This window comes from Actinacidiphila sp. bgisy167 (assembly GCF_965342175.1).
Taxonomy (GTDB): Bacteria; Actinomycetota; Actinomycetes; order Streptomycetales; family Streptomycetaceae; genus Actinacidiphila.
The window spans coordinates 1-11,347 of record NZ_CBDRBL010000128.1; the positions used below are offsets into that span (position 1 = coordinate 1).

Consider the following 11,347-nt stretch of genomic DNA (forward strand, 5'->3'; position numbering starts at 1 on the left):
CTTCGGAGGGGAGGTCGCCGGGGAGGATGAATGAGCCGAACTTCTCCATGAGCTCCGGGTTGATGTTCGGCAGGTTGTCCATCATGTGCGGTGCCGGCTTGCCGTGTTCGGCCTTGGGCGCTCCGTCGAAGAGGAGCTCTTCGTATCCTCCGGGGAGGAACATGAAGATCATCTTGGCGGCGTGGAGGCTCCTGTTGAAGAAGCCGTGCCGCGTGTCGCTGGGCACGTAGTAGAAGGAGCCGGGTCCGGCGGTGATGGTGTCGTCACCGTTGACGAAGTCCAGTTCGCCGGAGATCAGGTAGAACGCCTCCTGATGCTTGCTGTGCACGTGCGGGTAGGCTCCGGCCCCGGCAGGTACGGTCGCCTCCACGAAGGTGAGCCGTCCGCCCGTTTCCGGGCCGCCGACCTTCAGGGTGTAGGTGTCTCCGACAATCCACCTCGTGTCGCCCTGCCCGGGCGGCACAAAGATGCCGTTCCTCTTCATGTAGCGCGAATCGTCCTGTACAGCAGGGTCGTTCTGGCTCGGCGCGACGATACTCAAGGCTGCTCCTCGTTTGGGCCGTCACCTGATGGGGCGACAGATGCGAGGACAGTAAAGTGGCAACATGCTTGACGAGTCAAGGATGTTGCCCCATTCCTGGGCTTCGCCGAGCGCGGCGCCGCGCGCTCCACGGGCACCCTCGGGCCGCAGTGGCAGCACGTGTGGCGCTTGCCGTGGTGGCGCGTCTTTGGTGGGCAGGCGAACGGGACGCTCGGCTTCGTCCTCGCCACCGTTCTCCTGGGAGGCGGTCCGAGCGCCCCGTCCGCACCACGGTGACGAGACGTCCTGCACCCTCGACGGCGAACCGGGCATCCCTGAAGGGCGACCAGGCCGGAGCGCTGGTCAAGCCCTTCGTGGACGACGCCGTCTTCGTCGAGTCACCGGGCGCCGGTCACTTCCTCGCGGAGGGCGTCCGGGAGTTCGTGTGCGGGGCCGTGACGGCCGTGACGGCCTGACAACCGCCCGCCCGGCAACGGTGGATGGGCGTCGCCGGCCTCGCCCTCCACCACCGGGCCGGGTTGCGGCCCGGTCCGGCCGGGCTCCGGCCCTTCGACCCGGCCGCGTCCTACCCCAGCGCCCGCAGCTGGTCCAGGAACCACTGCTGCGGGGGAAGCGCCGTCGAGGCCGCCGCGAGGCGTTTGGTGGCCTCGGCGCGCTCGCCGTGCGACAGGGTCAGCGCCCGGTGGAGCGCGTCGGCGGTGGCCCGGATGTCGTAGGGGTTGACCACGAACGCGTCGTCGCCCAGCTCCTCGAAGGCGCCCGCCTCGCGGGACAGCACCAGCGCAACCCCGTCGTCGGAGACGACCGGGATCTCCTTGGCCACCAGGTTCATGCCGTCGCGGATCGGGTTGACCAGCGCGACGTCCGCCAGGCGGTAGGCGGCCAGGGAGCGTGCGAAGTCGTCCTTGACGTGCAGGATCACCGGCTGCCAGTCGGGTGTGGCGAACTCCTCGTTGATCTCCTCGGCCAGGTCGGAGACCTCGTCGGTGTACTCCCGGTAGACGGCCAGGTCGTGCCGGGAGGGATAGGCGAAGGCGATGTGCACCACGCGCCCGTGCCATTCGGGGTGGTCGCGCAGGAGCTGCTCGTACGCGAGCAGGCCGCGCACGATGTTCTTCGACAACTCGGTGCGGTCCACCCGCACGATGATCTTGCGGTCCGGCCCGCCCACCGCGTCCCGCAGCGCCGCCAGGCGCTCGTCGACGTCCGGCTGGTGCGCCCGCTCCCGCAGGAACTCGGCGTCCGCGCCCAGGCCGTGCACCCCGATCCGAGTGGTGCGGCCGCGGTAGGTGATCGTGAGGCTGCCCGCGTCGCGGATGACGGACGCGCCCAGCACATCGGCGCAGCAGGCGGCGAAGGCGTCGGCCCAGCGGCGGGTCAGGAAACCGGCCCGGTCCGAGCCGAGGATGCCGCTCAGCACCTCCGCGGCGACGTCGTCGGGGAGCAGGCGGAAGTAGTCCGGCGGGGCCCACGGGGTGTGCGAGAAGTGGCCGATGCGCAGGTCGGGGCGGCGCGAGCGCAGGAGCTGCGGCACCAGCGCCAGGTGGTAGTCCTGCACCAGCACGGCCGCGCCCTGGCCCGCCTCCTCGGCGAGCGCGTCGGCGAAGGCGGCGTTGTAGGCCACGTATGCCGCCCACTGGTCGCGGAAGTCCTCGTCGAAGACGGGCTCGAAGGGGGTCTGGAACAGCATGTGGTGGACGAACCACAGGACCGAGTTGGCGATGCCGTTGTAGGCGGAGGCGAAGGTGTCCGCCGGGATGTCCAGCATCCGCACGTTCTGGCCGCCGGTGTCGGCGGTGGGCAGCCGGCCCGTGCCTCCGGAACCGCGCAGCACGGCCGCCCGGTCCCCCTCGCCCAGGGCCGCACAGACCCAGACGGCGTCCGCGTCCGGCCCGATCGCGCTCAGACCCGACACCAGTCCGCCGCCGCCGCGGCGGACGGCGAGCGTGCCGTCCTCGCGGAGGCTGTACGACACGGGGCCGCGGTTGGACGCGACCAGAACGCGCGCGGCATGCGAAGCGACCATGCGGCCAGCCTAGCCACGCATCCCCGGGCGCAAACGTACGGGCTAGCCCAGCCGGGGGTTTTCGGCCCGGCGGTGGCGGCCGGGGCGCCCCGAGCCACCGGCGTGCACACGCCGAAGAGACCGTGCGTGCCGCACAGGTCCGGTTCCTCCCCGGCTCCGCCGGCGGTGCCCGCGGGCCCGGTGGTGGGCTTGCGGGCGCGTGCGTGAGGCCGGCGTCCGAAGCGCGGTCGGATGGCGGGGGTACGGGGTGCGCGAGGCGGCGGCGCGCCGGCGCCCGGCGGTGGGGCGCGGTCGCCTGCCCGCGAGGGGGCGCCAGGCCATCGCGCGATGGGCTCGAAACCGCCCCGGAAACGCGGTCGAACGAGGGGAGGACGGTCCGCCGCACGAGGTGGCCCGCGCGCCCGCGGCCGGCGGTGGGGCGCCCCCGGTCCGCGGAACGGGGACGGAGGCCTATGCCACCGCGCGGTGGGCGTACTCGGGCACCGTGCGGATCGGGGGGCGCTCCTCCGTGGCGACCTCGTGGACGCGCGGTTCGAAACCGCCGTCCGGGGCGCGGTCGAACTGCGTGAGCACGGGCCGCACGAGGTGGCCGCGCGCCTGCGGCCGGCGGTGGGGCGCCCCCGGTCCGCGGAACGGGGACGGAGGCCCTATGCCACCGCGCGGTGGGCGTACTCGGGCACCGTGCGCATCGGGGGGCGCTCCTCCGTCGCGACCTCGTGGACGCGCGGCTCGAAACCGCCGTCCGGGGCGCGGTCGAACTGCGTGAGCACGGGCCGCACGAGGTGGCCGCGCGCCAGCCGGATCTGCGCCGTCCGGTAGATCGCCGCCGCCATGCGGCCCAGCGCCTGGCCGTCCTGGTGGCGGTGGTGCCGGACGCCCACGTCGACCTGGGCCAGCGCGTCGAGCCCGACCGTGCCCAGGGCGTCGACCAGCAGCCCGAGCTCCACTCCGTAGCCCACGGGGAACGGCAGCCGCTCCAGCAGCGAGCGCCGCGCCGCGTACTCGCCGCCGAGGGGCTGGACGAAGCCCGCCAGCTGCGGCCAGTGCAGATTGAGCAGCGGGCGCGCGACCAGCTCCGTCACCCGGCCCCCGCCGGCCGGGACGACGGTGCCGCCGGTCTCCAGCGGCCGGTCGTACATCGCCTTGACCAGGTGCACGTCCGGGTCCGTGAGCAGCGGCCCGACGATCCCGGAGACGAACCGCGCGTCGAACTCCCGCAGGTCGGAGTCGACGAAGCAGACGATCTCGCCGCGCGTGACGAGCAGCGAGCGCCACAGCACCTCGCCCTTGCCGGGCAGCGCGGGCAGCCGGGGGAGCACCTCGTCCCGGTGGACGACGACCGCGCCCGCCGCCGCCGCGACCTCGGCCGTGCGGTCGGTGGAACCGGAGTCCATCACGACGAGTTCGTCCACCAGCGGCACCGCCTCGCTCATCAGCTCGCGGCGGATCGTGCGGACGATCTCCCCGACCGTCGCCTCCTCGTCGAGAGCGGGCAGCACGACGCTGACCGTGCCGCGCGCACCCGCCGCGCGCTTGGCGGCGAGCAACTGCGGCAGTGGCCTGTGAGCGGCGGTGAAGGACCGCCGCTGCAGCCAGCGGGCCACCTCGTCGAGCACTGCGTCGCTCCGTTTCTGCCCGTCTCGAAGGACGGACGGCCTATGACCGGGTTCGAGGTTGTCGGTTACAGTCGTGAACACGAGGCACGGCCATCGTATGTCCACGGTGATCGCGCCCCGTCCGACAAATGCCCGGGCAGTCCGCCCGGCGCCATACCGCTCATCCAGAGGGGCAGAGGGAACGGCCCGTTGAAGCCCCGGCAACCCTCCCGCCGACCGCGAGGTCCAGGTGGGGAAGGTGCCAATTCCGTCTCGCGGCGAGATGCGCCGCGAGGAAGATGAGGAGAAAGGGCCTCGCCTGACATGGCTGCGCAGAATGCTGCACCCGCGTCCACCGACTCCGCCTTCGGACCCGCGTCGGCGCTCTCCTGCCGCGAATGCGGCGAGCGCTTCCCGCTGGCTCCCCTCTTCGCCTGCGAGGTCTGTTTCGGCCCGCTCGAAGTGGCCTACGACCTCCCGGACGGCGACCCGGAGACCCTCCGCAAGCGGATCGAATCCGGGCCGGACAACATCTGGCGCTACGCGCCGCTGCTGCCCGTCCCCGCCGACGTGGCGGCGAGGCCCAACCTCAACCCGGGCTTCACCAAGCTGGTCAAGGCCGACAACCTCGCCCGCGAACTGGGCGTCACCGGCGGGCTGTACGTGAAGGACGACTCCGGGAACCCCACCCACTCCTTCAAGGACCGGGTCGTCGCCATCGCCCTGGAGGCCGCCCGCACCTTCGGCCTCACCACCCTGTCCTGCTCCTCCACCGGCAACCTGGCCGGCGCCGTGGGCGCCGCCGCCGCCCGGGCGGGCCTGCGCTCCTGCGTGTTCATTCCGCACGACCTGGAGGAGGCCAAGGTCGTCATGGCCGCGGTCTATGGCGGCGAACTGGTCGGCATCGAGGGCACTTACGACGACGTCAACCGCTTCTGCAGCGAGCTGATCGGCGACCCGATCGGCGAGGGCTGGGGCTTCGTCAACGTCAACCTGCGCCCCTACTACGGCGAGGGCTCCAAGACCCTCGCGTACGAGATCTGCGAGCAGCTGGGCTGGCGCCTGCCGGACAACATCGTCATCCCGATCGCCTCGGGCTCGCAGCTGACGAAGATCGACAAGGGCCTGCGGGAGCTGATCAAGCTCGGCCTGGTGGAGGACAAGCCGTACCGCATTTACGGCGCACAGGCCGAGGGCTGCTCCCCCGTCTCCACCGCCTTCAAGGCCGGTCACGACGTGGTGCGCCCGCAGAAGCCGAACACCATCGCCAAGTCGCTCGCCATCGGCAACCCGGCCGACGGCCCGTACGTCCTGGACATCGCCCGGCGCACCGGCGGCGCCGTCGAGGACGTCACCGACGAGCAGGTGGTGGAGGCCATCCAGCTGCTCGCCCGCGCCGAGGGCATCTTCGCCGAGACGGCGGGCGGCGTGACCGTCGGCGTGCTGAAGAAGCTCATCGAGACCGGGCAGCTCGACCCGTCCGAGGAGACCGTCGTCCTCAACACCGGCGACGGCCTCAAGACGCTGGACGCGGTCGCCCCGAACGCGCGCCCCACGGCCACCATCCGCCCCAGCCTCGAGGCGTTCCGCGCCGCCGGCCTGGCCGGCTGACCCCGTCGCACCGGCTGACCCAGACTGAAGGTGAATCACGCATCATGAGCGCCACCGTCCGCATCCCGACCATCCTCCGCACCTACACCGGCGGCCAGGCCGAGGTCCCCGCCGAGGGCGGCACCCTGGCCGAGGTCATCGACTCGCTGGAGCGCGACCACCCCGGCATCTCCGCGCGAGTCCTGGACGACACGGGCAAGCTGCGCCGTTTTGTGAACATCTACGTGAACGACGACGACGTCCGCTTCTCCGAGGGCCTGGGGACCGCGGTGGGCGAGGGCGCGTCCGTCTCGATCATCCCGGCGGTGGCCGGAGGCTGCTGAGCCGCACGGCCCGCGGGCGACAGGGGTGCCGGACCCTCCGGCACCCCTGTGTGCGTGGCGGGTAGTTGAAGGCCTGTACAGTTGCCCTGAACGGCTCGCAACTCCCTGCAACGCTCTGCGCAACCCCCCGTCTCCGGGGCGGTCTTGTCGACGATTTATCGCCACTTCCGCGCGGCGATTGCCGCGTTGGCCCTTTATGTCCGGTCCGAGTTGCCCCGGATTCCTCACCGATCAGATCTTCTTCCGCTTTGTCGCGCCCGGAATTCTCGTCCACTTGACCTGTTGCAGACCGCGTCCGGGCAGATACATTCAGCCGCGGTCGACGCGTTCCGGCGCACGCCCCCTTGGCTGTAGGGGGTGAGGTCTGACCCGGGTCCGCGAGGTGCGGGTCTGCGAAGGGCCAGCAATAGGGGAGTAAGGAATGGCTCAGGGCACCGTCAAGTGGTTCAACGCGGAGAAGGGTTACGGCTTCATCGCGGTCGACGGTGGTGCGGACGTCTTCGTGCACTACAGCGCGATCCAGATGGACGGCTACCGCACCCTCGAGGAAGGCCAGCGGGTCGAGTTCGAGATCTCGCAGGGCCAGAAGGGTCCGCAGGCGGACATGGTCCGTCTCGCCGGCTGACGCGCCGCGCACCGGCCACGGAGCACTCTCGCGCACGTCCGCTCACCGTGCGTGTCAAGGCCCGCCCCGCAGGGGGCGGGCCTTCGTGCTGTCCCGGGGCGGCGCGCGGAGAGCCACCCCGGACCTGCGGGTTGTCCACGGACCCGGCCAAGCGGCTTGCACTCTCCTAGGGCGAGTGCTAATCATTGGCGTTAGCACTCTGACGTTGAGAGTGACAAAGGACCGAGTGGGTGAGGCCCGCACGACCGCCGGAAAGGAACCGGTGGGAGGGCAGGCCGTCCGTCGCGGGCGCCGGCGCGGTCCTGGAGTAATCCTTCCCCGCAGCCCTGTGCCGCGGGGGGACCCCAAGTCCGGGAGGACCACTTCACATGGCCAAGATCATCGCGTTCGACGAGGAGGCACGGCGCGGTCTCGAGCGCGGGATGAACCAGCTCGCCGACGCCGTCAAGGTCACCCTTGGCCCCAAGGGCCGCAACGTCGTCCTCGAGAAGAAGTGGGGCGCCCCCACGATCACCAACGATGGTGTGTCCATCGCCAAGGAGATCGAGCTCGAGGACCCGTACGAGAAGATCGGCGCCGAGCTGGTCAAGGAGGTCGCGAAGAAGACGGACGACGTCGCCGGTGACGGCACGACGACCGCGACCGTCCTCGCCCAGGCGCTGGTCCGCGAGGGCCTGCGCAACGTCGCCGCCGGCGCCAACCCGATGGCCCTGAAGCGCGGTATCGAGAAGGCCGTCGAGTCTGTCTCCGCCGCCCTGCTGGAGCAGGCGAAGGACGTGGAGACCAAGGAGCAGATCGCCTCCACCGCCTCCATCTCCGCCGCCGACCCGCAGATCGGCGAGCTCATCGCCGAGGCGATGGACAAGGTCGGCAAGGAAGGCGTCATCACCGTCGAGGAGTCCCAGACCTTCGGTCTGGAGCTGGAGCTCACCGAGGGTATGCGCTTCGACAAGGGCTACATCTCGGCGTACTTCGCCACCGACCTGGAGCGTATGGAGACGTCCTTCGACGACCCGTACATCCTGATCGTCAACTCCAAGATCTCCGCGGTGAAGGACCTGCTCCCGCTGCTGGAGAAGGTCATGCAGTCCGGCAAGCCGCTGCTGATCATCGCCGAGGACGTCGAGGGCGAGGCCCTGTCGACCCTGGTCGTCAACAAGATCCGCGGCACCTTCAAGTCCGTCGCGGTCAAGGCCCCGGGCTTCGGCGACCGCCGCAAGGCCATGCTCGGTGACATCGCCATCCTCACCGGTGGCACCGTCATCTCCGAGGAGGTCGGCCTCAAGCTGGAGAACGCCGGTCTCGACCTGCTCGGCCGCGCCCGCAAGGTCGTCGTCACCAAGGACGAGACCACGATCGTGGACGGCGCCGGCGACCAGGACCAGATCCAGGGCCGCGTGAACCAGATCCGTGCCGAGATCGAGAACAGCGACTCGGACTACGACCGCGAGAAGCTCCAGGAGCGCCTGGCGAAGCTGGCCGGCGGCGTGGCCGTCATCAAGGCCGGTGCCGCCACCGAGGTCGAGCTCAAGGAGCGCAAGCACCGCATCGAGGACGCGGTGCGCAACGCCAAGGCCGCCGTCGAGGAGGGCATCGTCGCCGGTGGTGGCGTGGCCCTGCTCCAGGCGTCCAACGTCTTCGAGAAGCTCGAGCTCGACGGCGACGAGGCCACCGGTGCCGCGATCGTGAAGCTGGCCCTGGAGGCCCCGCTGAAGCAGATCGCCGTCAACGCCGGCCTCGAGGGCGGTGTCGTGGTGGAGAAGGTGCGCAACCTGACCCCGGGCCACGGTCTCAACGCCGCCACGGGCGAGTACGTCGACCTGATCGGTGAGGGCATCATCGACCCGGCCAAGGTCACCCGCTCCGCGCTGCAGAACGCGGCCTCCATCGCCGCGCTCTTCCTCACCACCGAGGCCGTCATCGCCGACAAGCCGGAGAAGGCCGCTGCCCCGGCAGGCGGCGGCATGCCCGGCGGCGACATGGACTTCTGATCCTCCGGGATCAGGACTCCGCACCAGGGCTGAAGACCGAGGGCGGCACCCCGCAGGGGGTGCCGCCCTCGGGCGTTTCGGGGCGTTTCCCGGTACTGCCCCGGCGACGCCGCGGGTCGGCGGAGCCTGGTCAGTGGACGGCGGCCGGTGCGTCCAGCAGCTCCCGCCAGGCGCGCACCGACTCGGCGTCGACCGGCCCGGCCCAGCCCCCGGGACGGACCGCGCCCCCGACGTGGAAGGCGTCGATGCCGGCCGCCAGCAGCCGCGGCAGGTGCTCCGCGCGGAGCCCGCCGCCCACCATGAGCCGGGGCTCGCCGGGCCGCCCGGCCTCCGCGAGCAGGCGGGTGAGTCCGTCGTCGACGCCGCGGGCCGAGCCGGCGGTGAGGAAGGTGTCCAGCCCGGGCAGCCCGCGCACCGCCGAGCGCACGGCCTCCCGGTCGGCGCAGTGGTCGATGGCGCGGTGGAAGGTCCAGCGGGCGCCGGGACCGATCGCGTCGACGAGCAGGCGCACGGCCGCCAGGTCCGGGGCGCCCGAGGCGTCGAGGAAACCGAGCACGAACTCGTCGGCGCCCTCGGCGCGCAACGCCGCGGCGGCCGCGCGGAGCGAGTCCGCCTCGCGGCTGCCGCCCACGGCGAAGTCCGCGCGGGCCCGCAGCATCACCCGGACGGGAAGGTCCACCGCGGCCCGGACGGCGGCGAAGGTCTCGCGCGAGGGCGTCAGCCCGTCCGCCGCCATCTCGGTGACCAGTTCGAGGCGGTCCGCGCCGCCCGTCCGGGCCGCGAGGGCGTCGTGGGCGTCGAGCGCGATCACTTCGAAAATTGGTCTAGACATGTCTCCAGGGTGGCACATGCCCGCGCATGCCCGCGACCCTCGTGGCCCATGGCACATGCCCGCGCATGCCCGCGACCCTCGTGGCCCATGGCACATGCCCGCGCATGCCCGCGACCCTCGTGGCCCACAATGACCTTCATGGCTGACACCGTGCCCGAACCCGGCTCCGCACTCCTCGCCCGCTGGTGCGACCTGCTGCGCCGCTGCCAGACGAGGTCCGTGGACCCGGTGCCCTACGGCAAGGACCTGCTCTCCCGCTGGGCCGAGCCGCACCGCCGCTACCACACCACCACCCACCTGACCGCCGTCCTCGACCACGCCGAGGCACTCGCCGGATACGCGCGGGACCGGGACGCCGTACTGCTCGCCGCCTGGTTCCACGACGCCGTCTACCGGCCCGACCGCTCCGAGAACGAGGAGCGCAGCGCCCGGCTCGCCGAACGCGCGCTCCCCGAGGCCGGTGTCCCCGACACGCTCACCGCCGAGGCCGCCCGCCTGGTCCGGCTCACCGTCACCCACGACCCCGCCGAGGGCGACCGCGACGGCGAGGTCCTCTGCGACGCCGACCTGGCCGTCCTCGCCGGCGACCCCACCGCCTACGCCGCGTACGCGGCCGCCGTCCGGGAGGAGTACGGCTTCGTCCCCGACGACGCCTTCCGCGCCGGCCGCGCCGACGTCCTGCGCGGGCTGCTCGGCCTGCCCCGGCTGTTCCGCACACCGGAGGCGTACGGGCGCTGGGAGGCCACCGCCCGCCGCAACCTCACCACCGAACTGGACCTGCTCGCCGCGGGGGAGGCGGGCGACGCCCGTCGATGACTCCGGCGCCCGGCGATGAGTCCGGCCACCGCGGGTGGTTCTCACCTCCGTGGGGAGCCGCCCGCGGTGCGAGACGAAGGGGTACGACAGCGATGACCGACGACGACACCGAGGTGCAGGCCGCCGCCGCGGCCGAGTTCCGGGCCCTGGCCGACCTGCTCGACGGGGCTCCCGGCGCGTGGTGGGACACCCCCTCGCTGTGCGAGGGCTGGCGGGTGCGCGAGGTCGTGGCGCACATGACGATGGCGGCGCGCTACTCGCGGGAGGCGTTCATGGCGCTCCTGGCCGAGCACGGCTTCGACTTCGCGCGGCTGTCCGACGCGGTCGCCGAGCGGGACGGCGCACTGCCCACCGGGGAGCTGGTCGGCTGCCTGCGTTCCGAGGTGATGCAGCGGTGGAGGCCCCCGGGCGGCGGCGCCCACGGCGCGCTCAACCACGTGGTGATCCACGGGCTGGACATCACCGTGCCGCTCGGCGCGGAGCGCCGCGTCCCGAGGGAGACCCTCGGCATCGTCCTTGACGACCTCACCGCGGGCGGCGGGCACGCCCGTTTCGGCGTCGCCGTCGAGGGCCGCCGGCTGCGGGCCACCGACCTGGACTGGTCGTACGGCTCGGGGCCGGAATTGCGGGGCACCGGCGAGGACCTGGCCCTGGCGATGTGCGGGCGCCGGCTGCCGGCGGGCCGACTGGAGGGCGAGCCGCTCCCCGGCTGACGCCGGGAGGTGCCACGAGGCACGGCGCTCCTCCGGCCTTCGCCGGGGAATGCCGCCGCGCTGCGCTGCCGAACGCCGGAGCGCTCCCTTACGGGGACGACTCTCCGTAAGCAGCTCCTGGCCGACCTCGGCCTGAGCCCGGGGCCGGGGCCGAGGGTGGTGAAGGTGGCGAGCTGGCGGTGGAGCCAGCGGCCGATCTTGACCGGTGCGACGCACCGCAGGCGGGGGCGCCTCGCAGCGGTAGGGGGCGGAGCTCCTCTGACGACACGATCCG

General features: G+C 72.2%; 12 protein-coding genes and 1 riboswitch. Of the genes, 7 read left to right on the top strand and 5 right to left on the bottom strand.

Annotated elements, in window-relative coordinates; all coding sequences use genetic code 11:
• Nucleotides 1–541: cupin domain-containing protein (locus ACRWND_RS29250; RefSeq protein WP_431954723.1), on the bottom strand; the 541-nt coding region annotated here is incomplete at its 3' end.
• Nucleotides 542–813: 272 nt separating this feature from the next.
• Here ACRWND_RS29250 and ACRWND_RS29255 point away from each other — a divergent pair.
• Nucleotides 814–996, top strand: a complete 183-nt coding sequence (locus ACRWND_RS29255; protein ID WP_431954725.1) for a hypothetical protein — start codon at nucleotides 814–816, stop codon at nucleotides 994–996.
• Nucleotides 997–1,106: 110 nt separating this feature from the next.
• Here the strand turns inward: ACRWND_RS29255 and ACRWND_RS29260 are convergent, their stop codons facing one another.
• The 3 genes from ACRWND_RS29260 to ACRWND_RS29270 form a co-directional block, all read right to left on the bottom strand.
• Complete coding sequence (locus tag ACRWND_RS29260; RefSeq protein WP_431954727.1) at nucleotides 1,107–2,567, bottom strand: alpha,alpha-trehalose-phosphate synthase (UDP-forming); 1,461 nt, start codon at nucleotides 2,565–2,567, stop codon at nucleotides 1,107–1,109.
• A 450-nt stretch (nucleotides 2,568–3,017) separates the two neighbouring features.
• Complete coding sequence (locus ACRWND_RS29265; RefSeq protein ID WP_431954729.1) at nucleotides 3,018–3,140, bottom strand: hypothetical protein; 123 nt, start codon at nucleotides 3,138–3,140, stop codon at nucleotides 3,018–3,020.
• Nucleotides 3,141–3,214: 74 nt separating this feature from the next.
• On the bottom strand, nucleotides 3,215–4,183 hold the full coding sequence (locus tag ACRWND_RS29270; protein WP_431954731.1) for a glucosyl-3-phosphoglycerate synthase: 969 nt from the start codon (nucleotides 4,181–4,183) through the stop codon (nucleotides 3,215–3,217).
• A 157-nt stretch (nucleotides 4,184–4,340) separates the two neighbouring features.
• A riboswitch (SAM riboswitch) is annotated at nucleotides 4,341–4,468 on the top strand.
• Nucleotides 4,469–4,486: 18 nt separating this feature from the next.
• Between ACRWND_RS29270 and thrC the strand changes: the two genes are divergently transcribed.
• The 4 genes from thrC (at nucleotide 4,487) to groL (ending at nucleotide 8,712) form a co-directional block, all read left to right on the top strand.
• Nucleotides 4,487–5,773, top strand: a complete 1,287-nt coding sequence (gene thrC / locus ACRWND_RS29275; protein ID WP_431954733.1) for a threonine synthase — start codon at nucleotides 4,487–4,489, stop codon at nucleotides 5,771–5,773.
• A gap of 44 nt (nucleotides 5,774–5,817) precedes the next feature.
• Nucleotides 5,818–6,096 carry a MoaD/ThiS family protein gene (locus ACRWND_RS29280; protein WP_431954735.1) on the top strand — a complete coding sequence of 93 codons (279 nt, stop codon included), beginning with the start codon at nucleotides 5,818–5,820 and terminating at the stop codon, nucleotides 6,094–6,096.
• 421 nt (nucleotides 6,097–6,517) lie between these two features.
• Nucleotides 6,518–6,721, top strand: coding sequence for a cold-shock protein (locus ACRWND_RS29285; protein ID WP_009339379.1), 204 nt, complete (start codon nucleotides 6,518–6,520; stop codon nucleotides 6,719–6,721).
• A 368-nt stretch (nucleotides 6,722–7,089) separates the two neighbouring features.
• Nucleotides 7,090–8,712, top strand: a complete 1,623-nt coding sequence (groL, locus tag ACRWND_RS29290; protein ID WP_431954739.1) for a chaperonin GroEL — start codon at nucleotides 7,090–7,092, stop codon at nucleotides 8,710–8,712.
• Nucleotides 8,713–8,842: 130 nt separating this feature from the next.
• On the opposite strand, the gene ACRWND_RS29295 is transcribed toward groL, so the two are convergent.
• A complete protein-coding gene (locus ACRWND_RS29295) occupies nucleotides 8,843–9,544 on the bottom strand; it encodes a copper homeostasis protein CutC (RefSeq protein ID WP_431954741.1) in 702 nt (233 codons plus the stop codon).
• A gap of 129 nt (nucleotides 9,545–9,673) precedes the next feature.
• On the opposite strand from ACRWND_RS29295, the gene ACRWND_RS29300 reads away from it, so the two are divergent.
• A complete protein-coding gene (locus tag ACRWND_RS29300) occupies nucleotides 9,674–10,360 on the top strand; it encodes an HD domain-containing protein (RefSeq protein ID WP_431954743.1) in 687 nt (228 codons plus the stop codon).
• Between the two features lie 92 nt (nucleotides 10,361–10,452).
• Nucleotides 10,453–11,073: a maleylpyruvate isomerase family mycothiol-dependent enzyme gene (locus ACRWND_RS29305; protein WP_431954745.1), complete on the top strand. Its 621-nt coding sequence runs from the start codon at nucleotides 10,453–10,455 to the stop codon at nucleotides 11,071–11,073.
• The last annotated feature ends 274 nt before the right edge of the window (nucleotides 11,074–11,347 follow it).